Source organism: Pseudomonas sp. AK106, assembly GCF_053903055.1.
The window spans coordinates 3712499-3738060 of record NZ_CP096426.1 but is presented as its reverse complement, the minus strand read 5'-3'; the positions used below and the strand labels follow the sequence as shown (position 1 = coordinate 3738060).

Annotated in this window: 19 protein-coding genes and 1 pseudogene; 12 read left to right on the top strand and 8 right to left on the bottom strand. The window is 56.5% G+C overall.

The window, feature by feature from the left end; translation table 11 throughout:
• Positions 1-342: 342 nt before the first annotated feature.
• The 4 genes from M1E04_RS16455 to M1E04_RS16440 all read left to right on the top strand — a co-directional run bounded on the left by M1E04_RS16455 (position 343) and on the right by M1E04_RS16440 (position 6375).
• The gene (locus tag M1E04_RS16455) at positions 343-1392 is read left to right on the top strand and encodes a 2,5-dihydroxypyridine 5,6-dioxygenase (protein WP_296312368.1); all 1050 of its coding nucleotides are present in this window, start codon (positions 343-345) and stop codon (positions 1390-1392) included.
• Between the two features lie 287 nt (positions 1393-1679).
• A complete protein-coding gene (locus M1E04_RS16450; protein WP_065989299.1) occupies positions 1680-2138 on the top strand; it encodes a MarR family winged helix-turn-helix transcriptional regulator in 459 nt (152 codons plus the stop codon).
• Between the two features lie 140 nt (positions 2139-2278).
• Positions 2279-2797 carry a (2Fe-2S)-binding protein gene (locus M1E04_RS16445; RefSeq protein ID WP_456291724.1) on the top strand — a complete coding sequence of 173 codons (519 nt, stop codon included), beginning with the start codon at positions 2279-2281 and terminating at the stop codon, positions 2795-2797.
• On the top strand, positions 2794-6375 hold the full coding sequence (locus tag M1E04_RS16440; protein ID WP_456291723.1) for a molybdopterin cofactor-binding domain-containing protein: 3582 nt from the start codon (positions 2794-2796) through the stop codon (positions 6373-6375). Before M1E04_RS16445 ends, M1E04_RS16440 begins: the two co-directional genes overlap by 4 nt.
• A 229-nt stretch (positions 6376-6604) precedes the next feature.
• Here M1E04_RS16440 and M1E04_RS16435 read toward each other — a convergent pair whose 3' ends face one another.
• The 3 genes from M1E04_RS16435 to M1E04_RS16425 form a co-directional block, all read right to left on the bottom strand.
• A complete protein-coding gene (locus tag M1E04_RS16435; protein WP_456291722.1) occupies positions 6605-7261 on the bottom strand; it encodes a TetR family transcriptional regulator in 657 nt (218 codons plus the stop codon).
• A gap of 4 nt (positions 7262-7265) precedes the next feature.
• Complete coding sequence (gene pssA, locus M1E04_RS16430; protein WP_456291721.1) at positions 7266-8609, bottom strand: CDP-diacylglycerol--serine O-phosphatidyltransferase; 1344 nt, start codon at positions 8607-8609, stop codon at positions 7266-7268.
• Positions 8610-8745: 136 nt separating this feature from the next.
• Entirely contained in the window at positions 8746-9750 is a 1005-nt protein-coding gene (locus M1E04_RS16425; RefSeq protein ID WP_410935523.1) for an NADP-dependent oxidoreductase, read from the bottom strand.
• 267 nt (positions 9751-10017) lie between these two features.
• Here M1E04_RS16425 and M1E04_RS16420 point away from each other — a divergent pair, with 267 nt between their 5' ends.
• From M1E04_RS16420 to M1E04_RS16405, 4 genes are all read left to right on the top strand, one after another.
• Positions 10018-10779 carry an SDR family oxidoreductase gene (locus tag M1E04_RS16420; protein ID WP_065989312.1) on the top strand — a complete coding sequence of 254 codons (762 nt, stop codon included), beginning with the start codon at positions 10018-10020 and terminating at the stop codon, positions 10777-10779.
• An 834-nt stretch (positions 10780-11613) separates the two neighbouring features.
• The gene (locus tag M1E04_RS16415) at positions 11614-13098 is read left to right on the top strand and encodes a mechanosensitive ion channel domain-containing protein (protein WP_456291720.1); all 1485 of its coding nucleotides are present in this window, start codon (positions 11614-11616) and stop codon (positions 13096-13098) included.
• Between the two features lie 252 nt (positions 13099-13350).
• Complete coding sequence (locus tag M1E04_RS16410; protein WP_456291719.1) at positions 13351-13713, top strand: hypothetical protein; 363 nt, start codon at positions 13351-13353, stop codon at positions 13711-13713.
• On the top strand, positions 13710-14087 hold the full coding sequence (locus tag M1E04_RS16405) for a hypothetical protein (RefSeq protein WP_410935526.1): 378 nt from the start codon (positions 13710-13712) through the stop codon (positions 14085-14087). Before M1E04_RS16410 ends, M1E04_RS16405 begins: the two co-directional genes overlap by 4 nt.
• Positions 14088-14438: 351 nt before the next feature.
• On the opposite strand, the gene M1E04_RS16400 is transcribed toward M1E04_RS16405, so the two are convergent.
• Positions 14439-17150: an AAA domain-containing protein gene (locus tag M1E04_RS16400; protein ID WP_456291718.1), complete on the bottom strand. Its 2712-nt coding sequence runs from the start codon at positions 17148-17150 to the stop codon at positions 14439-14441.
• A 702-nt stretch (positions 17151-17852) separates the two neighbouring features.
• Here M1E04_RS16400 and M1E04_RS16395 point away from each other — a divergent pair.
• From M1E04_RS16395 to M1E04_RS16385, 3 genes and pseudogenes are all read left to right on the top strand, one after another.
• A pseudogene (locus M1E04_RS16395) lies at positions 17853-18110 on the top strand (SseB family protein); the annotation flags it as partial.
• A gap of 80 nt (positions 18111-18190) precedes the next feature.
• Positions 18191-18310: a hypothetical protein gene (locus M1E04_RS16390; protein ID WP_456293208.1), complete on the top strand. Its 120-nt coding sequence runs from the start codon at positions 18191-18193 to the stop codon at positions 18308-18310.
• A gap of 121 nt (positions 18311-18431) precedes the next feature.
• On the top strand, positions 18432-18878 hold the full coding sequence (locus M1E04_RS16385) for a GNAT family N-acetyltransferase (RefSeq protein ID WP_456291717.1): 447 nt from the start codon (positions 18432-18434) through the stop codon (positions 18876-18878).
• A gap of 169 nt (positions 18879-19047) precedes the next feature.
• Here M1E04_RS16385 and M1E04_RS16380 read toward each other — a convergent pair whose 3' ends face one another.
• From M1E04_RS16380 to M1E04_RS16365, 4 genes are read right to left on the bottom strand one after another with little or no spacing between them, the layout of a single operon-like run.
• Positions 19048-20001, bottom strand: coding sequence for a hypothetical protein (locus tag M1E04_RS16380; RefSeq protein ID WP_456291716.1), 954 nt, complete (start codon positions 19999-20001; stop codon positions 19048-19050).
• A gap of 2 nt (positions 20002-20003) precedes the next feature.
• Positions 20004-21797, bottom strand: coding sequence for an ORC-CDC6 family AAA ATPase (locus M1E04_RS16375; RefSeq protein WP_456291715.1), 1794 nt, complete (start codon positions 21795-21797; stop codon positions 20004-20006).
• Positions 21790-22965 carry a metallophosphoesterase family protein gene (locus tag M1E04_RS16370; protein WP_456291714.1) on the bottom strand — a complete coding sequence of 392 codons (1176 nt, stop codon included), beginning with the start codon at positions 22963-22965 and terminating at the stop codon, positions 21790-21792. The genes M1E04_RS16375 and M1E04_RS16370 overlap by 8 nt, the downstream gene beginning before the upstream one ends.
• Positions 22962-23810: a DNA adenine methylase gene (locus M1E04_RS16365; protein ID WP_456291713.1), complete on the bottom strand. Its 849-nt coding sequence runs from the start codon at positions 23808-23810 to the stop codon at positions 22962-22964. Before M1E04_RS16365 ends, M1E04_RS16370 begins: the two co-directional genes overlap by 4 nt.
• A gap of 784 nt (positions 23811-24594) precedes the next feature.
• Between M1E04_RS16365 and M1E04_RS16360 the strand changes: the two genes are divergently transcribed.
• A complete protein-coding gene (locus M1E04_RS16360) occupies positions 24595-25524 on the top strand; it encodes a S66 peptidase family protein (RefSeq protein WP_456291712.1) in 930 nt (309 codons plus the stop codon).
• Positions 25525-25562 lie beyond the last annotated feature (38 nt).

Genomic DNA, 25562 nt, shown 5'->3' with positions numbered 1-25562 from the left:
GTTTCATGAGCTCTGAATGACAGGAGCTCTGGATGACGGCGAGGCGAAGAAGGGCTGTCGCGTCGCTGGGTTTTTAAAGTGTATACGCTGATATTTTTAAAAGTGAACCGATATTTCCAGAAACGGCCGGAGGTGTCGCAAACAGACATGTCACTCGCTGTAACCCATATATTCGGGTATCTGTGTGGTTAGGTAACAGAGTGGCGTGCCTATTGCAGCGGCGTCCGGAATGATGTCTTATCGCTTTAAACAAGTGTGTACGCTTTAAAAAATGCACTGGTCTGATGCGCGACGCCTTGCAATGGTGCATCCGACCGGTCATCCCCCGAGAGGAGAGAAGAGATGCCGGTTAGCGATTGCGAATTGACCCAGATGTTCGAACACGTGCTGAAACTGTCGAAAGTGGACGCGACCCAAAGCGTGGCGGTGCTCAAGAGCCACTACTCCGATGGGCGCACGGTGCGCGCGGCCATGGACGCCGCCCAGCGCCTTGGCGCGAAGGTGTATGCGGTCGAGCTGCCTTCTTTCAATCACCCCAAAGCCATGGGCAATGACATGACCGCCTACTGCGGCGACACCGCGCTGACCGGCAACATCGCGGCGCAACGTGCCCTGGAGGCGGCTGACCTGATCGTCGACACGATGATGCTGCTGCACTCGCCGGAGCAGGAGCAGATCCTCAAGACCGGCACGCGGATCCTGCTGGCGGTCGAGCCCCCTGAAGTGCTGGCGCGGATGCTGCCGACAGTGGCCGACAAGGAGCGGGTGCTGGCCGCCGAACAGGTGTTGAAAGCGGCGCGCTCGATTCAGGTGAAGTCCCGCGCCGGCAGCGATTTCCGTGCGCAACTGGGGCAATACCCTTCCGTCACCGAATACGGTTTCGCCGACGAGCCGGGCCGTTGGGATCACTGGCCCAGCGGCTTTCTGTTCTCCTGGCCCAATGAAGAGACCGCCGAGGGCACGCTGGTCATTGATGTGGGCGACATTGTGCTGCCGTTCAAAACCTATTCCCGGGAGCAGATCACCCTGGAGATCGACAAGGGTTTTATCACCGGGATTCACGGTGGATTCGAGGCGGAGTACCTGCGCGAATACCTGAAGTACTTCAATGATCCGGAGGTCTACGGCATTTCCCACATCGGCTGGGGCCTGCAACCCCGCGCCCAGTGGACAGCCATGGGCCTGCACGACAAGAACGACGGCATGTGCATGGACGCCCGGGCGTTCTACGGCAATTTCCTGTTTTCCACGGGGCCGAATACCGAGGTCGGCGGCACCCGCAAAACGCCGTGCCACCTGGATATCCCGCTGCGCCGTTGTGACATATATCTGGACGACCAGGCCGTGGTGCTGGCGGGGGAAGTGGTGGCGCCCGAGGCTTCAAAGGCCTGAGGCAGATATACATCCCACCGCGGACCTGTAGGAGCGTGGCTTGTCCCGCGATCGGCTGCGCAGCAGCCGTAAACCCGACAATCGCGCTCTTACTGACGCACCGCGTTGGCAATATCACTGCCGCTGCGCGCCAGATCGCGGGACAAGCCACGCTCCTACAGTCGATATCGCCTTATCCATACGCGCATCTCTGGCGCGATAAAACACGCTCGTTCCGAAGATTCCCCTCAACCCCCGCAAACGTTACTGTAGCCACCACTTCCCAGATCCTGCCGAACGAGCCATCCGTGTCCACTGACAACCCTTCCAACAATAACTCGTCCTACACCTTCTCCGAGCAAGTGGGCCATTTGCTGCGCAAGGCCTATCAGCGGCATCTGGCGATCTTCCAGCAGAACGTCGGTGATTCGCAGCTCACGGCGGTGCAATTCGTGACGTTGTGCGCGCTGCGCGATCACGGCCCCAGCTCCCAGACCGAGCTGGTCAAGGCCACGGCCGTGGACCAGGCCACCATTCGCGGCATCGTCGATCGCCTGAAAGCCCGGGACCTGATCAGCCTTGAGCCGGACCCGCAGGATCGCCGCAAAGTCATCTGCAGCCTCACCGACAGTGGCCTGCATCTAGTGCAGGAAACCGTGCCCCGCGCCGCGCAGATCAGTGAACTGACCCTGAGCAAACTCAATCCTGCCGAGCGTGTGGCTGTGCTGTTTCTGCTGCGCAAACTGATCGACGAGGGTGATGAATAACGCCGGCTGACCCCCATCATCAGGCGATATATCTACGTCGGAAACTCCAACGTCCTACAGCCTTTTCTCCGCTGGCATGCTTCCTGCTCTCGTTTCATGAAGTAATCACTTCATCAAATGCAAGCTACAGCGGGTAACACATGAAGGCTGACACGAGCGAGCTGCAGCGGGCGGCGGAGAAGACCGTGACCCTGAACGTCAACGGTCAGGCCACACGCGTCACGGCAATGCCTGACACGCCGCTGTTACTGATCCTACGCAACGACCTGCACCTCAATGGGCCCAAATACGGTTGCGGCCTGGGCGAGTGCGGCGCCTGCACGGTGATCATCGACGGCGTCGCCGCACGTTCCTGCGTGTTTCCGCTGGCGGGCGCACAAGGGCGTGAGATCACCACGCTGGAAGGGATCGGTTCGCGAGACCGACCGCATCCGGTGCAGCAAGCCTTCATCGACGAACAAGCCGCGCAATGCGGCTACTGCATGAACGGCATGATCATGACCGCCAAAGCGTTACTCGACCGCAACCCGCACCCCACCGAAGCGCAGATCCGCAACGAACTGTCGGCCAACCTGTGCCGCTGCGGCACGCACCTGGAAATCCTCCGCGCGGTCATGCGTGCCGCGCGTCATCAGCCCAGCCCGGATCCCGTCCAATGACCCAGACTTTGCCCACGCGCGATGAATTGCTCGCCCAAAACGGCGTGCTGTTGATCGTCGACGACATCCTGCCGCCGTCCGGTCCGGTGGCCAAAGGCGGCATGCCCACGGTCCGGCCCATGGAGCTGGGGCTGTTCATCGCCATCGATCAGAACAGCCGCGTCTACGCTTTCAACGGCCACGTCGACCTCGGCACCGGCATCCGCACCTCGCTGACACAGATCGTCGCCGAAGAGCTGGACCTGCAGATGGATCAGGTGACGATGATTCTGGGGGACACCGAGCGTGCGCCGAATCAAGGTGCGACCATCGCCAGCGCCACGCTGCAGATTTCCGCCATTCCGCTGCGCAATGCCGCCGCCGAGGCCCGGCGGTACCTACTGCAGCAGGCCGCACAGCGCTGGGCGGTCGCTGTGGAATCGTTGGTGATTGAAAGCGGGGCGATCAAGGCGCAGGACGGGCGCGAACTGACCTTTGGCCAACTGCTGGTCGATCAGCGCGTCGAGTTGCGCATCTCCGGCAATGCGCCACTCAAGCGGCTGGAGGACTACAAACTGGTGGGGCAGGGCGCCGCTCGCGTGGACATTCCGGGCAAGGCCACTGGCGAATTGACCTACGTGCACGACATGCGTTTGCCGGACATGCTCCATGGCCGCGTCGTACGTCCGCCCTACGCCGGTTACGACACCGGCGAATTCGTCGGCACCAGCCTGCTGGACGTCGACGAATCTTCGATCGCGCACATTCCCGGCATCGTCCGCGTGGTGGTCATTCGCGACTTCGTCGGCATAGTGGCGATGCGTGAAGAGCAGGCGGCCAAGGCTGCGCGCGAGCTCAAGGTCACCTGGAAGCCGTGGCAGCATCAGTTGCCGGACATGGGCAACATCGAGCAGGCGATTCGCGACAACCCGAGCATTGAGCGCGTGGTGCTCGATCAGGGCAATGTCGAAGAGGCGTTGGCTCAGGCCAGCGAGCGGATGACGCGAACCTATCTGTGGCCCTACCAGATCCACGGCTCCATCGGACCTTCGTGCGGGCTGGCGGACTACAGCGAAGATGGCATTCGGGTCTGGTCCGGCACGCAGAACCCTCACATGCTGCGCGCCGATCTGGCCTGGCTGCTGGAATACCCTGAAGAGCGCATCGACATCATCCGCATGGAAGCGGCGGGTTGTTACGGGCGCAACTGCGCTGACGACGTTTGCGCCGACGCGGTGTTGCTGTCCCGCGCCGTGGGCCGGCCGGTGCGCGTGCAACTGACCCGTGAGCAGGAACATGCCTGGGAGCCGAAAGGCACCGCTCAATTGATGGAAGTCGACGGCGGGCTAAACGCCGATGGCGGCATCGCCGGTTATGACTTCAGCACCCGTTATCCGTCGAACAACTCGCCGACCCTGGCCTTGCTGCTGACCGGGCGCGTGGAGCCGGTGGCGACGATGTTCGAAATGGGCGATCGCACCTCGATCCCGCCCTACGACATCGAGCACATGCGCGTCACCATTCACGACATGGCGCCGATTGTGCGGGCGTCGTGGATGCGCGGCGTGTCGGCGCTTCCCAATACCTTTGCACACGAGTCCTACATCGACGAGTTGGCTTTCGCGGCCGGCGTCGACCCCGTCGAGTACCGGCTTCGTTATCTGCACGACGAGCGTGCCGCCGAACTGGTCCGTGCCACCGCCGCCCGGGCCGACTGGGCGCCGCGCACCCAACCGATGCAGATCCCGGAAGAAGACGGCGTCTTGCGCGGGCGCGGTTTTGCTTACGCGCGCTACATCCACAGCAAGTTTCCCGGCTTCGGCGCGGCCTGGGCGGCGTGGGTCGCGGACGTGGCGATCGACAAGCACACCGGCGATGTCTCGGTGACCCGCGTGGTGATCGGCCACGACGCCGGCATGATGGTCAACCCCGCGGGCGTGCAGCATCAGATTCACGGCAACGTCATTCAGTCCACCAGCCGCGTGCTCAAGGAACGGGTGACGTTCGAGGAGTCCACGGTGGCGAGCAAGGAGTGGGGCGGCTACCCGATTCTGACGTTCCCGGAAGTGCCGAAGGTCGACGTCATGATGATGCCGCGCCAGGCCGAGCCGCCCATGGGCGCCGGGGAATCGGCGTCGGTGCCGAGCGCGGCGGCCATCGCCAATGCTGTGTACGACGCGACCGGGATTCGCTTTCGCGAGCTGCCGATCACGGCGGAACGCATTCTTGCCGCGCTGAACAGCGCAGGCACGCAGGCCAACAGCCAACCCCCGCAATCGCCGAAAGCCAAACGTTCGAAATGGCTGTTCGGTTCGTTGTTCGCAGCGTTCGGTGCGCTGCTGGGCATGGCCGCGACCGCATTACCCTGGCGTGGGGAAATCGCGCCGATCACGCCGCCTTCATCGGGCACCTGGTCGTCGGCGACCCTGGAGCGCGGGCGTTTGCTGGCAGCGGTCGGCGATTGCGCGGTCTGCCACACCGCCCCGAATGGCGCCAGCAATGCCGGCGGGCTGGCGATGCAGACGCCGTTCGGCACTTTATACAGCAGCAACATCACCCCGGACCCGGAGACCGGCATCGGCAACTGGTCCTATCCGGCGTTCGAAAGGGCGATGCGTGACGGCATCAGTCGCGATGGCAAACACCTTTATCCGGCGTTTCCCTACACGGCTTTCAGAAATATCGAAGACGCCGACATGCAGGCGCTGTACGCGTACCTGATGTCGCAGACACCGGTAAAACAGGTTCAGCCCGCCAATGACATGCGCTTCCCCTTCAATGTGCGACCGTTGATGGCCGGTTGGAATGCCTTGTACCTGCGCAAAGGCGAGGTGCAGACGCAGCCCCAGCAAAGCGCGCAATGGAATCGCGGTCAGTATCTGGTCAATGGATTGGGGCATTGCGCAGCGTGTCATTCACCCCGGGATCTACTGGGAGCGGAGAAGGGCGGCACGTCGTTTCTTGCGGGCGGCACGGTGGACGGCTGGGAAGCGCCGGCGCTCAACAGCCTGTCGAAAGCGCCGACGCCGTGGACCGAGGATCAGTTGTTCAACTACCTGAGCAGCGGGTATTCCGATGCCCACGGTGTGGCCGCTGGGCCGATGGGGCCGGTGGTCTCGGAACTGGCGAAACTGCCGAAGAGTGACGTGCGGGCGATTGCGGTGTATCTGGCGGCGTTGAATGAGCCGGCGTCCGGCAGCGCTGATGCCCGTCCGGCGACGGCGACTCGTCTGGCAGAGATGCCCAGCGTTTCGCCCCAGTCGTTGAGCAATGGCCAGCGGGTGTTCGAAGGCTCGTGCCAGGGGTGTCATGCCGACGGTCTGGGGCCGAAGCTGTTTGGCGTGAGCCCTTCGCTGGCAACCAACACCAATGTCCACAGCGCGTTGCCGGACAATCTGATCAAAGTGATTCAGCAGGGAATAGACAGGCCGGCGACGGCAGATCTGGGTTACATGCCGGGCTTCAAGGACAGCCTGTCAGACACCCAGATCAGCGACCTGGCGGCGTACCTGCGCAGCCGATTTGCGCCGAATGAACCGCAGTGGACGGGGTTGTCAGAGAAGGTGGCGCATTTGAAAGCCAATCCCGGAACGCACTGATTGGGTAAGCCTGAGGGATTTACTTACTCTTCAGGGACTGCGCTGGACCTGTGCTGAATAAAGTCCGTGTGGGAGTGAGCTTGCTCACGAAGACTGCATTTCAACCGCTAAATATCTAGCGGGTGTACTGGCTTTTGTGGGAGTGAGCTTGCTCACGAAGACGGTATCTCAACCACAGAATAATCAGCGGATGTACTGGCCTCTTCGCGAGCAAGCTCGCTCCCACAGTTTAGATGTGTGGCGTCTGAGCGGCCTTTGCCACCCCGCGCATCACCAAGTCCTGAATAAACGCCAACCAGTCCGTGCGCTCCCCATCAGCCGCCATGTCCTGACCCAGGAAAGAGCTGAGGGTGTGCAGGTTGGAGTTATAGAAGTAGCACAGCGACGCGATCATCAAATACACGTGCTTGATGTCGAGGTCCTGCCGAAACAGACCCTGCGCCTGACCGGCATCAATGATTGGTCTGAGCACGCCGACGGCTTCGCCTGACAGGCGTCGCAGCTCACCGGACTGGCGCGCGTGCTTGCCCTTGTGCAGGTTTTCGATGCTGAGGATGGCAACGAATTCCGGGTGGCTGACGTAATAGTCCCAGACGAACGCCACCAACTGGCGCAGCGTCTCCACCGGCGTCGACGGGTCCAGTGACAGCAGGCTTTCGGCGCGGTTGAACTGCTCGTAGGTGTGCTCAAGCACTTTGACGAACAGCTTCTCCTTGCTGCCGAAATAGTAATAAATCATCCGGTCGTTGGACTCGGCTTCGGCGGAGATCTTCTCGATGCGCCCGCCGGAATAGCCGTCGCGGGTGAACACCGTGATCGCCGCCTGAAGAATGCGCGCCCGGGTCTGATCGGCCTGTTGCGCACGCACGCCGGTGCTTTTGCCCATGGGCTTACAGAATCCGGTAGAGCAGGCGCTCGACGCGGACCCGGCTGACACGGCGCAGGAAGGTGCGCACGCCGACCGGGTATTCGCTCAGGGTGTCGAGCTCGTCGAACTTGCCGACCCGATGGGTATCGCGCATCAGCAGCGCGATCTCTTCCGCGCGTGGCTTCAGCCATTCGCCCTTGGGGTCATCGATCAGCACGGCGTTTTCCAGGTCCAGCTGAAAGGCCCGCGGGTTCAGGTTGTTGCCGGTTAGCAGGGTGTAGCGGTCGTCCGACCACAGGCCCTTGAGGTGATAGGTGTTGTCGCCGTCTTTCCACAGATGGATGTTCAGCTGATGCTTGGCGATCGCCGTCTGATGCTTCTGCATGAAGCGACGCAGGCTGATCTCGTACAGATACGGCAGCGCGGAGATCACCTTGAACGGCTCCTCCGGCGAAATGAAAAAGTCGTTGGCGGTCTTGTCGCCGATGATGATGTCGACCTTCACGCCTCGCTTCAGCGCGCGGTTGATCTCGCGCTTCACCACCAGCGGCATGTTGAAGTACGGCGTGCACAGCGTCAGTTGCTCGTTCGTCGCGGCGATCAGGTCGCAGAGGGTTTTGCTCAGCGGGTTCTTGTTGCCGATGCCCAGCAGCGGAATGACGCGGAACCCACCGTTGTCCCGCACGCCGTCGTTGACGTCATAGCTGGCGCGCTTGAGGTGCTGACGGAACTGACGAATCTCCCCGCGCAGGCTGCGCGAGCTGGGCGGCGAGGGCAGGTCGAGGCGATGCACGGCGTCAGACGGCAGAATGTCCTGCTGCACCAGGCGCTGGAACGAGTCCGCCAAGCCTTTGCTGTCGATCAGGTGATAGCGATCGAGCCGGTATTTGCCGAGCTTGTGCAGGTAGACGTTGTTGATGCTGGCGCCGCTGTAAATCACGCAGTCATCGATGACGCAGCCCTTGAGGTGCAACACGCCGAACAGCTCGCGGGTTTGCACCGGCACGCCGTACACCGGCACTTCCTGGTCGTGTTCCAGGTTCTGCGCCTGATACCACGCCGAGTTCCCGGCCTGCTTGCCCGCGCCAATCAGACCTCGCTGTGCGCGGAACCAGTCGACCAGCACCACGACGTCCAGCGCCGGCCGGGCAGCCTTGGCGGCATACAACGCATCGAGAATTTCCTGGCCGGCTTCATCTTGCTGCAAATACAGGGCAACGATGTAAATCCGCCGGGTGGCGGCGGCAATCTTTGCCAGCAGCGTCTGCCGGTAATCGGCGGCACTCGGCAGAATCGTGATCGCCGTGCCGGAGGATTCAAAACCGCGCAGCGCTGCAAGGGTAGAACGTCGGAAGGGAGCCCGCATAAGCCTCTCGATGGGTCGGATCAACAGCGCACGAGCTTACACCAGAGTGCGCCCTCTGGTGGTTTTGGCAGCGTTATCCGTGAGTTGTTCAGCGGATTATCAGCCTCGGCTCAGCCCTTGAGGTCTCGCCTTCACCTCATACCTTCAGGACCAGCTTGCCGCTGTTTTCGCCCTTGAACAGCATCTGCAGGGTTTCGGGGAAAGTTTCCAGGCCTTCGACGATGTGCTCTTTGCTCTTCAGCTTGCCCTGGGCCAGCCAGCCGGCCATTTCCATCCCGGCTTTGGCGAAGTGTTCCGCATGGTCCATGACCACGAAACCTTCCATGCGTGCGCGGTTGACCAGCAGCGACAGGTAGTTGGCCGGGCCTTTGACGGCTTCTTTGTTGTTGTACTGGCTGATGGCGCCGCAGATCACCACCCGCGCCTTCAACGCCAGGCGCGTCAGGACCGCATCGAGGATGTCGCCGCCGACGTTGTCGAAATACACGTCCACGCCCTTGGGGCATTCGCGTTTCAGGGCGGCGTGGATGTCCTCGTTCTTATAATCGATGGCGCCGTCGAAGCCGAACTCATCCATCAGCGTTTGGCACTTTTCCTTGCCGCCGGCGATGCCGATGACCCGGCAGCCTTTGATTTTGGCGATCTGACCGGCAATGCTGCCCACCGCACCGGCCGCGCCGGAAATCACCACGGTGTCACCGGCCTTGGGCTGGCCGACTTCGAGCAGGGCGAAATACGCCGACATGCCGGTCATGCCCAGCGCCGCCAGGTACACCGGCAACGGCACGAGCTTGGGATCGACCTTGTTGAAGCCCTTGGGCTCGCCGACGAAATAATCCTGCACCCCCAGCACGCCCTGAACGTAATCGCCCACCGCGAATTTCGGGTGCTGCGACTCGATCACCTTGCCCGCACCCAACGCGCGCATCACCGCTCCCAGCTCGACCGGTGCGATGTACGACTTGCCCTCGTTCATCCAGCCGCGCATGGCCGGGTCCAGGGACAGGTATTCACTTTTCACCATGATCTGTCCTGGGGCGAGCTCCGCAACGGGCACGGTCTGGAAGGTGAAATCCTCCCGGCTGGCAGCACCCACCGGGCGGCGTGCGAGGAGGAATTGGCGGTTGTTCAAGGCAGTCATGACAGGCTCTCGTTTGCGGTGGCTGAAGGTTTACGGATCGCAGCATTGATAGACCGTAACGGTCCGGACAGCAAGGAATGCCACTGTACCGAATGCCCGCCGATCCATGCTGCTGATGGCGCACTTCGCGGATCATCATCGCCACCAATGGCCCGGCAACCGGCCTCCTGATAGTGCTGACGCCGATTGTGTCGCGACCGCTAAGCTGCGGCTCACCACGGCATGTGCCGAGCCTCCTATTAATACGTACAAAAAAAGGACGATCCCATGAGCATGACGTTTTCCGGCCAGGTTGCGTTGGTCACCGGCGCCGCTGCAGGCATTGGCCGAGCGACCGCGCTGGCGTTCGCCGAACACGGCCTGAAAGTGCTGGTGGTGGATCTGGACAGCGCGGGCGGCGAGGGCACGGCCCAGTTGATTCGGCAGGCGGGAGGCGAAGCGCTGTTTCTGCCGTGTGACGTGACCAAGGACGCCCAGGTGCAGCAGATGATGGCCCAGGCCGTGGACGCTTACGGCCGTGTCGATTACGCCTTCAACAACGCCGGCATCGAAATCGAGAAGGGCCGCCTCGCCGAAGGCAGTGAAGCCGAGTTCGACGCGATCATGGGCGTCAACGTCAAAGGCGTCTGGCTGTGCATGAAACACCAGTTGCCGCTGATGCTGGCCCAGGGCGGCGGGGCAATCGTCAACACCGCATCGGTCGCCGGACTGGGCGCGGCGCCCAAGATGAGCATCTACAGCGCGTCCAAGCACGCGGTAATCGGCCTGACCAAGTCGGCCGCCATCGAGTACGCCAAGAAACACATCCGGGTCAACGCCGTGTGCCCGGCGGTGATCGACACCGACATGTTCCGCCGCGCCCACGAAGCCGACCCGCGCAAGGCCGAATTCGCCGCGACCATGCACCCGGTCGGGCGGATCGGCAAAGTCGAAGAAATCGCCGCCGCCGTGCTCTACCTGTGCAGCGACGGCGCCGCGTTCACCACCGGGCATTCATTGGCGGTGGACGGCGGCGTCACGGCGTTCTGATTCGTCTGATCATTCACCACACGGCTAGCTGACCTACCGCATTCGCCAGCAAGCCGGCTCCCACAGAATACGTGTTCTCCGAAGATTCGGGATGTTGTCGAGATCAACTGTAGGAGCGCGCTTGCCCGCGAAAAATATCGGCTGCGACATCACCGGGCCTGATCCAACGCATTCGCCAGCAAGCCGGCTCCCACAGAATACGTGTACGCCAAAGATTCGGGATGTTGTCGAGATCAACTGTAGGAGCGCGCTTGCCCGCGAAAAATATCGGCTGCGACATCACCGGGCCTGATCCAACGCATTCGCCAGCAAGCCGGCTCCCACAGAATACGTGCACGCCAAAGATTCGGGATGTTGTCGAGATCACCTGTAGGAGCGCGCTTGCCCGCGAAAAATATCAGTCGCGACATCACCGCGCCTGACCCACCGTATTCGCCAGCAAGCCGGCTCCCACAGAATACGTGCACGCCAAAGATTCCGGATGTTGTCGAGATCAACTGTAGGAGCGCGCTTGCCCGCGAAAAATATCAGCCGCGACATCCGCATGCCTGAACCACCGCATTCGCCAGCAAGCCACCCCCCACAGAAAATGTGTACGCCAAAGATTCCGGATGGTGTCGAGATCAACTGTAGGAGCGCGCTTGCCCGCGAAAAATGTCAGCCGCGACATCCAGCCGCCTGCCCCCCGCATTCGCCAGCAGGCCGGCTACAGAGTGAACACCAGCATCAGCCTTCGCCCCGATTCGCTTCACTGTTCCCCCGATGAGGTGACCGGCACTTCCCTGCAGGGTATTCAGCTAAGCTTCACGGGCTGTCCACCCTCAGGGAATGTCGATGGATCATTTGTGGTTCGCCTATCCGCTGATCAGCGCTGCCGTGCTGCTGGTCATCGACCTCACGCTCTGGCAGTGGCTGCACCCGCGCTGGCTGCGTCGCAAACTCATGTGCCGGCTGGTGCTGTTCGTGCTGTTCAGCATGGCGCTGCTCGATGGCGGGCTGAGTCCGCTGTATGCGGTGCCCGCCGACTGGTCCGCTCCCCGGCATGTCCTGGCCACCATTTTGACCATCGCGTGGTGGCTTTACGGCGCGCGAACCCTGACCGTGCTCGCCGTCGTGGTCATGGAGCCACGCATCGGCGGCAAGGGCCATCTGCTGCAAGACGTCATGGGCGCGATCATCTTCCTCGTTGCGGCTGTGGCGGCGGCCGCCTACGTACTCGACCTTCCGGTCAAAGGCCTCTTGGCCACCTCCGGCGCGGTGGCAATCATCTTCGGCCTTGCCGTACAAAGCACACTGGGTGACGTGTTCTCCGGCATCGTCCTCAACGCGACCAAACCGTTCCGGGTGGACGACTGGATTCGCGTCGACGACATCGAAGGCAAAGTCATCGAAATCGACTGGCGCTCCACCCACCTGCTGACGGCCGAGGGCAGCATGGCCGTGATCCCCAATGCCATGGCCGCCAAGACCCGCATCGTCAACTTCAGCCGGCCGGACCATTTCCATTCGGTCACCCTGTCCATCGAACTGTCGACCCGCCTGCGGCCCAGCCTGGTGCTGGATTCCCTGGAGAAAGCGCTGCTCGGCTGCCGCGAATTACTGGCCCAACCCGCGCCGTCGGCAGTGGTGGTCAAGTCCGGCCTGCGCATCGTCGAATACGAAGTCACCGGCTACGTAAAATCCCGGGACCGGCGTTCAGCGGTGCGCAACCAATTGTTTGACCTGATCCACCGGCAACTGGCTTCCACTGAAACCCGCCAGGACCAACAACGCCCCGCCACCCGCCAGTCTGCCGTGCTCAATGCCGTGAATGCGCTGCGCATGCTCAGCGACGCCGACCGCGCGCAACTGGAACAGCACATGCGCCTGGGTGCGTATCCGGCGAAAGACATCGTGCTCGCCGAAGGCGTGGTGCCTGATGCGCTGTTCATTATTGAGTCCGGGGTGGTGTCGGCTTCGCTGCAACGGCCGGATGGCTGGCTGGAAGTAGGGCGCATGGGGCCGGGTGAACTGTTGGGTGAGACGGGTTTCCTGGACGCGACCCCGACGGTAGCGCGGTTCTGCGCGTACACCGACTGCATGATTTACCGGATCGACAAAGCGGATCTGGAGCCGTGGTTGGCGGAGCATCCGGAGTTGATTGGGGCGTTGGCCGGGTTGGCGAAGTTTCGGGCGAAGGCGCGGGCGGCGATGCTGGAGGCCAAGCCGGTGGTGGCTGATGCCAATGGGTTTCTGGGTTGGTTGCGTAAGAATGTCAGGCGGTTTGAGGTGACGCGGGGGCAGGGGGCTGATGATAGAAAAGCAGGGAAGAATGGCTGATAAGCCTGCTGGTTGCTGAGAAGTAACACTGTCGCGGTCAATCGGCGTTTGGCGAAAGCCACTCGATGAAGTCGCCAAACGAGGCTGACGGTGGATCTGGAATCACAAGACCTGCTACACGTTATCGATGCCCAAGGTGATTTCACCGAGTATTCGCACAAGGGGATAAGGGCTCTGGGCAAGCTGGCGTTTGCGCTCAAGTACCTTCATTGTCCGTAGCTGACTCTGTTGAGGGAACTGATGGTATCTGGGGTGGCGCAGGCCGTTAAATGGGTAAAACGAGGCACCTATATTGGGACAGCGCTTGATGTAGGCGCCACCGCACTGGCAATTCGAAATGCTTGCGCGGTGGGACGCGAGGAGCAGTGTACAAGAGCAAAATATGTTGAAAGCAGCTCTCTCCTTGGAAGTTTAGCAGGAGCTGGTTTCATGGGATATGTGGGCGGTTTTGCTGCAGGAGCTGCTTGCGTAATCATTGGTGTTCCCACTGGCGGAATGGGTACACTCGCGTGCGGAGTTGTCGGAGGGGCATTAGGAGGAATGGGCGGTGGAGCCTTAGGTGGAGCGGGCGGCGAAGCATTTGGTGATGTTTTATACGGTAAATTCGGAAAATGAATAGCATTCAGATTGGCTTGGCTAACGGGATCGTATTGTTGCTTTTGTCGTTAGTGTGTTTTTCAATAGCGTCTATTGCCCATAAGTATATTGACGCTATCGAGAGTCGTCTGACCAACTGCTCTTATGTGAGTGATACGCGAAAAGTGTGGGGTAATGCTGGTTTGATTGGAAAAGTCATGAGGGGTGGAGTTATTGCTGCCGTAGTAATGATGCCAAAGATCCATGCTAAACGAGGTTTGGTCGATGCTGGAGAGGTTGGACGCCTCCCTAGTTACTATAAAAAACTTCTGGTTGTTCCCATCGCTTTGGGTTCTGTATTGATTCTTTGTCTCATCGCTCTTAATCTAGCGTCGCGTCTGATCAGTCAATAATTATGCCTCCCCACTAGCCACATTTGCGCGCGCCGGGAACTGTCGCAGCGTGGAACCCCGCGTTGCGACCATTGGCCATTCGCGATGTTGTAAAGGGGAACGGATTTATTTGCTGGGTGAAGTAAATCCGTCTCATATTGAGGGATCGAAAGCGATCTCTCACCAGCAGTTGCTTCGATCCGATCACTGAGGCGAAACAAAGACCAATTTTGAGTCTCGCCAACCTAATGATGTCTTCGTGTGGCAGCCAGATCACTTTCGGGAACCTTCGATCCACCAGCTTTCGTCCTGGCTACAGGCAGCTTCGGATCGAAATCTACCAGCGGCGAATGGCGCCCGCCGCCGCAGCGCTTAGGCACTCTGAGTAGGACTCGCCCACTGCCCGATGAAGTCGTCAATTCTCCGCTCGATGTCACTTTCCACTGTCCGAAGCCGAAGAATCGGAATGCCACTTCTGGCCAAAATCTCATTTTTCATAGCGTCCCGAGCTGCCTGCACAGGTTGGTCGTGGTAACCCCCATCAACCTCAATCACCCCGATTGGTTTCTTGCCTACTTTAAAATAGAGCACGAAATCGCAACTGGCGCGCCTCATGAACGCCCGCTGGCGCTCCGTCCAGTCGAGGCTACCCGGCGATGCAAGCTGATCCAGCTGGATCTGGGTGTGATATTTCAGTGCCTGATAGGGCGGGGCTGACAGCGCCTCGCGCAGTAACTGAGCAATGATCTGCTCAGACTTGTAGCGCGAATCCTCAGCCCTAAGGCGGGCGTCCAGGCGGGCGAGCGACTGGTCGTACTCGCGGTACAGCAAGTCGAATGCCGATACCACGGGCGCGCGCACGATATGCTCGCCTTGCGCGTAATAGCTGATGTAGCGGATCAGCGCAGCGATGTGGCCATTGTTGTCAGTAAATACCTCATCGCCGGTCACCAGGGTGAAGCGATGTTTGGCCCGCGAAACTGCCACGTTGATCATGCGTGGATCGTCGACGAAATCCAGGCGTTTTTGCATTTGGTTGTAGCGCTTCTTGTCTAGGACGGTAGAGAAGACAATTTCGTCGCATTCGCGGCCCTGAAACTTGTGCACGGTGTCCTTCACGAAATCCGTCGGTAAGTGCGTGCCGGAAAGGCTGACCTGCGCCCGAAACGGAGCGATGTACCCGCGGCCTTCGCTGTCCACTCCGACGGGCTCCCCCTCGTCCTCAAGCACCTTTAGCAGAGAGTCCAATTCCCGAAGGTTGGTGTTAGTCCTGGCGTGGTTACCCTTGGCTGTAACTACCAGGCGCAAGGGATCTTCGCCCTTGTCTTGTGTCATTGGCACTAGCGCGTTGTCGTAGAACTGCTGGTTGCAGAACTGAATGATCCTGGGGTGGCAGCGGTAATGTTCTTTCAGCAGAGTTCTGGGCAGCGCGTCCTGGAACACGGCAATGCACGAATCCAGCAAGCTGTAGCGCTCGCAATCGTAGACATCGGCGGGCGCTTGAAGCCCGAGTGACACAGGTATATGCGGCAACTGTCGGTTGTCTCCAACAACGATCAGATTCTTTGCGCAGCCGAGTGGGAGGATGCCTGGCACGATGTCTTGCAAAGAAGCTTCGTCAATGATCACGTAGTCGAGAACCGCTCCCGGCGCGATGGAGTTCACGATCGAGTGCGTGCCGCTGCCAAGGATAGGGAAGCGCTTCACAAAGACGTCGAAATGCTTGCAGTAAGTTTTGGCATCAAAGCTATCCGACGGCGGCACCTGAAGTTGCAGATGCTGCTTCAGATGGTGCATGGACGCTGATGTAAGTTCGTTCAGCAAGGCTGTGAAGTTCGCACGTGCCAACGATTCACGGCACGCCCGGAGCTCCGCTTCCTTGTGCCGAAGCGACTCATCGTAGTAATGCATCTGCAATGCTTGGAAAACAGCCATGCGCGCTTCGCTATTGGCGAATGGCTTGGTGCGAAAGATTCTAAATTTGAACAGCAGCTCGACTCGGTCTTTGAGATGAATGCGCTGTTCGCCGAGGTAAGCCAGGTAGGCCATGAGGTCAGTAGTCTTGCGCGGTGTCAGGCAGTACTTGTCGAGCGAGCCTATGAGCTGCACATCGCTTTCTGCTTGCCACTGCTGCAAGTGGCGTCGCTCAATGACCAGCTCGTCCAGCTCAATTTGCAGTTGTGCCGCCCTGTTGTGCTCTTGCAGGTGCTGCTTCAAGCGGGTCAGCAACGCTTGGATATCCTCCAGGGACGGCGCAGGCTCGTGCGCGCATGTTGGCCAAGCAGGCAGGTCAGCGAAGAAGGCCTCACGTTTTTTCTGGTTCCCGAGTTGGGCGACCAAGTGGCCCAGGCCGTACTTCTCCAGCTTTTCATAGACGTTTTCTACGGCAGCATTGTTGTTCGACAGCACTGCTACCGTCTGCCCACGTAACAAAATATTGGCCAGGATATTGAGGATTGTCTGGGTCTTGCCGGTCCCTGGCGGGCCCTCGATCACGCTCACTTGCGCGCTGAACGCTCGCTCGACCGCCTGAAGCTGACTCTCGTTAAGCCCGAACGGGTAAATAAGCCCTTGACCCGGCGTCAGCGTGCCGTTGCGGCCCGTACAATAGGCATCCAACGCCGTACCGGCGATGGCGGGAAGTTTGTTTAGCTGGCGCACCACATTGTCGGCAATGTCGCGATCAGTCTTGGACTCAGCCTGATCCCGCCGGGCATTCGCAACGACGGTGATATAGCGGAAGACCGGCGTTTCCTTCATCGCTGTCGGCGCGGTCAAACCGATGCTGTCCATCTTGTAGACATAAGGCTTTTTGACGCCCGGGTAGTGCACTACGGCGTATCGCTCGTCGTAAATCGTAGCCTTGGCAATGGGCGTAGCTATCATGCTGCCGGGCTTTTGCAGCAATACGTTGGTCAAGTCGCGGCTGGGCGAAACTTGGCAATTACTGAGCGGGCGGGTGTATTTTTTTTTGGAAGGAAAGTGACAGGTCAGTTCCAGGGCTTCGTACTGGTCGCTCCAGCGAATCGTCCAATCGCTGATCTTTCCGGTCTTGTCCTCACCATCCATCTTTATCGAAGCCATCTTCCCTGTCCCTATGCGCATGACGTCCGGCTTGCTTTGCGCCGAACGTTACCTTTCTCCTAAGGGGGTCATAGTGCCATCGTTGCATCCAAGGTCGATAGCCGGTTCATGCGTTTATTCATCTTGGGTATTCCGACCTGGCTAGAAACCTATTGCCTGCGACAGCTGTCGACCTACAGCTGCCTGTTGCGAAGTGCGGGAACCAGCCAGAAGCGATCTGTCGCGAATACTCGGTCTTTGGGATGGTGGGCGATGCGAGCAGCAGTTGCGGTTCGCCGCTGATACCAAACATTGTGGTGCTGGATGGCTGCGGTAGGCCGCCGTGAATTTGCCACAGCAACGGCGCGGCGACGGCGAGTCAGGACAAACCGAAATCAATGCTCACCGATAAGGTTAAGCGATATACCCGCTGAGGGACGGAACATGACCCTGATTACTAAACTTCAATCAATGTTGGCGAGTGCTGTAGGTCTCAGCACTTGGGTATCGTGGCCGGCTACAGCATTGTATGGGAGCTGTTTGCACTGCTGCGGCAGCTTCGAGGTTAATCATCGCCTGCCCATAGGCGTACTTGCCTTAGACTGAGTCCGCTGCTCCTTACACTGCCGTTTGCCCCAGATTCATTCGTTTACTGTTCTTCCTGTTTTCACAATCACGTGAAAAACTACGCGCTGTTTGCGCTCATTTTTGATTGAACCACGGATGGATATCATGGATACCCAGCAAGAAAACACCCTCGAACAATCACTCAGGATGGCGGCGGATGAACCGGCCCATCGACCTGACTTTTTCACGACGCTGTTGAATTCCACCGTCTACGTGCTTGGCACTGCCGGGACCGGCAAAGGTCATGTCACGCTCGAAGCGGGTAGCGACATCAGCATCGCGAATTGGCACAAAGCTGACGGCTCCCCGGTCATCCCGTTTTTCTCTTCATTGCAAACACTCCAGGCATCCATAGAGAGCGAAGAGTCCTACGTAGAGATCCCGGCAAGATCGCTGTTTGAAATCACACTCCCCTTGCCGAAGATCAGGTCTACATCCCGCAGCCGTACCCGTTTCTCGGCGGCAGCGAAGCCCTGGAGACGTACGAAAAGGGGGATGCATGGGTCTTTATGAACATAGTGGCCCAAATGCACGACCTCGACGGCGGCGCCTGAACGGCCGCCCATTGACGCCGAACGACGGTGGAATCACGTACGGCAGGGCATCCCATCCTGTGTGACTGATCGGAAGACGCCTTGTGAGCCAGTTAGGTCTGCACTCCATCAAGGAAGACGCATGAGCCAAGTCGACATTCAACTGGTCACCCATCTGCCCACACAGATTCGGGCGCTGGAGAAAGAGGCGGTGCGCGAGGGCTTCAGGTTCCTTACCCGCCTGATTGACGAATGGAGCTCAGGAGCAAACCGCTTCGATGCCCCCGGCGAGTGTCTGATGGCTGCGTATCGAAACCAGCAGCTGATAGGCATCGGAGGCCTTTCAGTTGATCCCTATACCAGAGAGAACATGGCCAGGCTGAGACGGGTCTATGTCAGCGCTTCATCAAGAGGGCATCACGTTGGAAGAATGCTGGTAACGGAGCTTGTTGCACATGCCGCTATGAGCTTTCAGAGCGTGTGCCTTTTCACGGATACCGCTGAAGGCGATGCGTTTTACCTGAAGTGTGGCTTCATGCGGATAGACGATGATCATGCCACCCACTTAATGTTCTTAAGCAACAGCTAACTCAGACGAGCAAAAAAGGGGCGGGTTGATTTTTCAAGCAAAATCAATCAGTCCCCTTATCTGCAATCGCAAAACGGGGTTGTACACGCTTTTGGATGTGGGGATTTGGGTGCCAGCAATAACAACATATGCTGGCCCTCCGAAGTATCCCCTCACCCAGAAAAGCCGACTACGTAGATTCCACTCGAGATTGAGATTGCGGTGGTTGGCAAGAAAAGCGTGCCAAAGCGGTTTCACCAGATGCAACTCTATCAACAGGGCTTTCCAATTCTCCGGAACTCACTCGCCAGACCGAAATATCAGGGAAGAAATTTATAGCAGCAGCGCAAGTTATAGCAGTAAATATTTTCGGCCCGAAGGGAAGCATAAGTGGGCGGGTCTCGCTTTTAAGCCCCCACAGCAATGAATGAATCTGCATATACGCACTGACTGGATCATCTAGTCGGTAATCTATTACGCGGCTGGCTCCGGTTTTCTCAATCAGGGTTTGATTTGCTTTGTTAAGAGATGCAAGGAAACGGTTATCAAAACCGACCGGTCTAAACAACCAAAGCTGAGCTGCCTCTAAATACTCTGCAGCACCGATGGCGCGCCCCTCATCATAGCCAAGCCCAATCAGGCAGGAAATCGGCTTGCTTGGATCGCTAGGCCAACCTGCCAGTGATAAAGTTATCGGTCCCACATTTGTTATTGGAGGAAAATCAGAGGAAGGGGCAGTGTACCTCGCAACTGAATAGGCGACATCTACTTCTAGCTGGCTTGAGTTTGTCTTGGAAAAGCTATATATCGCCCAGATTAGTTTTGCAATTCGTAGCCTTGAAAAAGATGAAATGTCAATAAGAATCTTTGTCGGGCGGAACTCTGCGAGAAGGTGCTCAATATGAGCATCAAACCTATCATCGCTAAGCGCGGTTAGTTCCCATTTAGAGTCTTTATAGAAAGCACTAGATTTAGCATGAGCGAGCACATGTCCATAATTGAATCCAATAGCGACCTTTTTAAAGGCCTTTATCTTAAATTTTTTGACAACCGCTGTACATCTGGATTCATACCCATATGAGCTTATGAACAGATCATAGGCGTTATTTTCGATACTCTTCAAATTAGATATGAGTATAGTCATGATCAGCCAAATACCAAATCTGCTTGCTGGGATGTCTCGGTATGCGAGAGAATTCGTTTGAGTTTTACATCTTTCATGAGTTGTAGCGGTATTCTGTATTTTGGCGCCAGCAAGTAACAGATACGGAATCTTTGGTTGTCCAAGCTTCGTAAGAATGTCGCCTCGGTTAGTGTGCTTGCAAGTACTATTGCTCCAGCATTGAGAGCTGCACCTAGGCTCTTCTTGAGCTCGGGTGAAAGGTCGCTATCAACAACAAAGGAGCCTGCTGGCTCTATGATTAGCTTTTCACCCAGAACCTCGGATTTGAAATAGTTACCAATGGTATCTATTGCTTTGTCGACTCCGACAGCCGAGATAGAGGAGGACTTAATTGGGCAGGGAATTGTTTTCAGAAGCGAAAGAAACTTGGCAGCGGCTTTCTCGATCTCGATTACTTGCCTTTTGCGTGAAACACTTTTTTTACTAGTAATATATTCTGCAATGAGAGGTTCAAAAACTCCGATAAACCACCGCGGATTAGCCTCGACCATATCGAAAAGAGCATTAGCGCCGGAATACATTGTGGGAATAGACTTTCGACTACGTTGGCCATCACTTCCTTCCCTCAGGAACTCATAACGCGCGCGAAGTATAGGGATCGCCTTCCGTAAATGCTGTGCTCTTTTTATGCCCTTAAGCTGAATTAGGTCGGAAGCTCTGATATTATTTTCTGCTAGATAATTGATAGAGGCCTCATCGTCTTGCTCTCGCGCAATTCCATCGAGTATCTCATCGTAGCCATCCAGCTCAGATTTCCCGAATATCTGCTCAGCTGTGGTATCGAAAATTCCTTTCTCGGTGAGCATGGAATCAAGCAGGTCTATACAAAATTTTCTAGCTTCGCTGGTCTTTTTTGCACTCCAAAGTGGGATAAGATCGAAGTCATTCCCGTCTGTGGCAGAGAAAATATTACTCTCAATATCGAAGTTCGGGTTATATGGAGCTAAAGATAGTTTCAATAGGATCTTATCTCCGCCGCCACGCATTGACGTCATCAACCGTTTAACTATTAACGCTGGAGCGATTTCAAGTTCGTCGAATAGTAAGGCCCAAGTTTGGTTATCCTGCTTGGCGAAGCTGTTTACTATATCAATAAAGGTCTCAGTGGCCTTTAAGAAATCTAGGAAGAAAAATTCCTGATCAGCAATTCTCGACGATCTACCGTCCTCTCCCAAAACGCGTTCCCTTGCAATGAAGGCCGGGATTTCACATTTTAAGGAAGCAAGTTCTGATATGAGAGAATTAAATGTGTATGTCGATGGCTTAACGCGCCAGCCTTTCGAAATCTCTCTTACAAGTTCATACTCCTCGTTGTTACTCATCTCGATCTTCCAATTGATGGAGGAGGATTCTCGGCACCTGTACTTTATGCACTCGGCTAGCCTATGAAGAACCTGGGCACAAAAAAGAGAGGAGGTAAATAGCTCTGAATGTTCGCTTGTGAATCCGAGTCCTGTCAGAGTTTCAACTTGCTCATTCCAAAGGCGGTCGGTAGGTATGAATACGGCACAGAAATCAATATCTGTTAGATTTTTCTTGCTCTCAATCCATATGTCTTGGGCTCGACATTCTAACATTTTAAATAGTGTAGTTTTTCCACTTCCGCGGGGTCCCAAAACTACGCTGTGGCGTTTTTTGGAAATCTTCTTATAGTGCTCAGACGGAACAAATGTCTTCGCTACTTGTTCAGGTCGAAGGTTCCTGGCGTTAAAGGAGTCGAATGCAGATGGTGCTTGGTTAGTAATTGATTCAGTCATCTGCAGAAATCCCCATGGAAGTGATCTTTCCCTTAGTTATATCTATCGTTATGTTGTGGCTTTCCCTAAGCTTTTCTTTTACTTTCTGGAGGTCAAGTGGGGTGACGTATATTAAATCTTGATAATGGTTATAAATGTCATCTTGCTGAGCGAGTTTTTGGCTTGTTAGCAGCTTTGCAAGTTCAGTAGCGATCTTCGTGGAAGACGCCCGGTGGCCAAAACCACCTTGGTGTGGCAAGCCTTTTTCATCAGGTGCTGGTATCCAGCCTATGCCGTTCGACCAGTCCCAAGTTTTAAATGTCCCATGGCAATGGCCTTCGTCATTAGTCTTCTCAACATCAATTTCAATAACATGGAACTGATTCCCCACCCGAGCTGATATTTCTTGATGCAAATAAGCTGAAAAACTAGCAGCCGAGAATATAACTGGAGAATCGGAAGTTCCTTGTGCATAGAATATTTTGGGGAAGTGTTTGTGGCCATGGATAACTAGCCAAGGTCCGGAATTTGAGCTGTCAAGCCTGCTTAATAATAACTCGCCGTTGACCATTGACTCATAATCGCCCAGTATGTCTTCGTTTCTAACGGGATGGTGATGACAGACTAATACGTTTATTGGGTTTTTGTTATGGCTAACATAGTCTGCAATCATGTCAACAGTTCGCGGAGCTACTCTTCCATGACAATACTCCTCTTTTATGCCATGGTATGCGCTAGTATTTAATACAATAAATCTACATTTTTCAAGTTTCGACTCAGCCCAGTGCCATGCCCAGAAATGAGTATTCTTTTCGTGCTCAGAGAATGGAAAACCTGGCTCAAGGCTTTGGAGAAAATATTTTGGATCAAAATCTACCTGTGTCCCTCTAGAGTCATGATCATGATTCCCGGGTGAGGTAATGACTGCGCTTGCACACAAGTACTCTTTAATCTTATGTATGCTCTGCCAGCCATATTTTATGCTTGCCTGATCAGATTTATTACCAAAATCTCCAGGGCACACCACGACGTCCACTTTGAGCGAATAGCTTTTAGCTAGTTTTCTAATGCCACTGACAGGATGAAATGCTTCATTTTCTTCAGCATCTGTATGTAGATGTGATTTTTTCTGATCAGAGGATACTGTAGGATGAAGATCACTCAGAACGGCTATAGTTATCTTGGTCATAGCGATGCAAGCTCGTAGTTCGCGACTAATACTTCTTTCGCTATGCTCCGATGCTGCTTAAATCCAGCAACATGCCTATTCACACTTAGCTCAAGTTTATTCCATCTGCTAGGCAGCAAATCTAACAGCGCATTGTCACAGCTATACGACAAAAGAAAATAAGCACCTTTTTCATCAATTTTTTCCAGATAGCTTATAAGGGTTGGAATATCTTGGTAGTCAAATGACCCGTGGCCATATTCGCCTCTGTTTTTCGCTCCCTCCTTTGTGTAAGGGGGGTCAAGATATACAAAGTCGCCTTGCTCAATGTACTTTAATGTTTTCTTGAAGTCGCCATAAATAAGTCTGGCCCCCTTTAGGGCCTTTGCGCAATCTGAGATTTTTCCAGGGGTTGGTAGATTTCCTGTTTTGCTTCCCATGGGAACATTAAATTTTCCTTCCCTGTTTGTTCGATATACACCGTTAAAGCAAAATCTATTTAAATAAATGAATCGATATGATCTTTCAATCTCATCTAGACTGCTCGGATCCAACTCTCGTAGCCTGAGATACTCGTTTTTGCACTTTTCAGCACCTAAAAGTCTTTCAGTGATCTTTTTGGAGTCTTTTTTTATTGTTTTATAGCTTATTATTAGCTCTTTATTAATGTCGCTGAGCACAGCTTTAGTAGGCCGAAGGCTGAAATAAAGGCATGCCGATCCACAAAATGGTTCAATATATTTATTGAATGTTCTTGGTGTGTTTGCTTTAAGCAGGGGAATTAGTTTTTTCTTGCTTCCTGCCCATCTTATTAGGGGCTCTAATGGCCGCCTTGCAACTTCTTCTTTATATTCTGCGTTGGCCATTTTCATCTATATTAGGTAATAGTGAGATTCTCTCGATTCTACTGTATGCGCGGTCGCTCGACTACCCGTTACTGGGGGTGTTGATGCTCTATATGAGGTATTCGGCTTTTTGGGCGAACGAAACGAGGACCGTCGGGTGGTGAGAGGACCGCTACCCACTCTAAAAGCCTGATTGGGTGCACTGATTTGGTGCTCGCATTGCGCAGCGATCCCTTGCCCTTCGATTGGCTGAGTCAGTGAATTCCCCTCCACCAGTGATCATCAACGCAATCAATACGCTTTGCGCGGGTATCTGCTGCTCGTTCATCCGATGATAAATGTCGAGTGGAGTGCTTGGCTGCAAGAATGGCTCGAAGCTTATGGAGGGCTGCAGTAGCTGGTGCTAATGCTGGTCCAGCTTCAAGTGCTGATCCCAAGAGCCGCGACCCAATAGTGCTAAAAGCTCGTCGCATGGACACTTTGCTCATTAGCCCTTGAAATCAGCTTGACGACATTTAACGTAGTACCACTGCGGGGTTCTAATCTCAACCTTCTAAGCTTCTGAGCAGCCCCAAGCCTACCTGAACGTTCGTATCTGCCCGATTTTCGATCGTTACTCTGGATAGCTGCCAATCAAATGACCGCACAGCGGCTGCTGTCCAAACTTCAGCGAAGCACCTATGCACTATTTTCTGCAATCACGTCTCTAGCCGGTCCTAGAAGGCGGGTCAGCACCCCCCACTGGATTCACTCCCCCCAGTGCTCTACATTGCACCATCACCAAACACCCGCCGAGCCTCCAAAAATGCCTGCCTCCCGCCCAACCCTCCACCCCCAACCCCTCCGCGCTGGCGATGCCGTAGCGCTGGTATCCCCAGCCGGCCCGGTCGCCGAAGCCCGGGTCGAGGCAGCCGTGCGGGAACTGACCTCCTGGGGATTACGCCCCCGCGTCTACCCCCACGCTCTGGACAATATCGGGTTCCTGGCAGGCACCGACGCCAATCGCATTTCCGATCTAAACGACGCCCTGGCCGACCCTGAAATCCGCGCTGTCCTGTGCAACCGTGGCGGCTACGGCGTTCAACGCATCCTCGGGCAACTCGACTACGACGCCGTGCTCCGCGACCCGAAACTGGTAGTCGGTTTCTCGGACATCACCGCCTTGCACGCCGCACTCTGGACCCACACAGGCCTCGCCACAGTTCACGGCCCAATCGCCGCGCAGCTGGAAAAAGGCGGCATCTTTGCCAGCACGCTCAAGCACGCATTGATGAGCACCGAGCCTTCCATCATTCATGCCGACCCGGCCGAACCCACTTTCACCGTGCGCACGTCGGGTTCGGTGGAGGGCGTCCTGCTTGGGGGAAACCTGAGCATGCTGAGCACCTGCATCGGCACGCCGTTCATGCCGGATCTGGAAGGCGCGATCCTGCTGCTCGAAGACGTTGGCGAGCTGGCGTATCGGGTTGACCGCAATATCACTCACCTGCTCAATTGCGGGATTCTGCAACGGCTCGGCGGTATCGCGTTGGGTCAGTTCAGCGAGCCGGGTCACGGCAATAATCCGATCCGGCCGCCCGATGTCTTGATCGAGCGTCTGGGTGATCTGCGCATTCCGGTGCTCGGCGGTCTGTCCATCGGCCATGGCGACCCCAATTTGGCGGTGGCATTGGGCAGTCGCGCGGTGCTGGACACCGAGGCGGGCACGCTGACGGTGGCTGCGGCCACGCGCTAGTACGACGATCACCGTTCTGGAAGCGACTTCGATCTAGC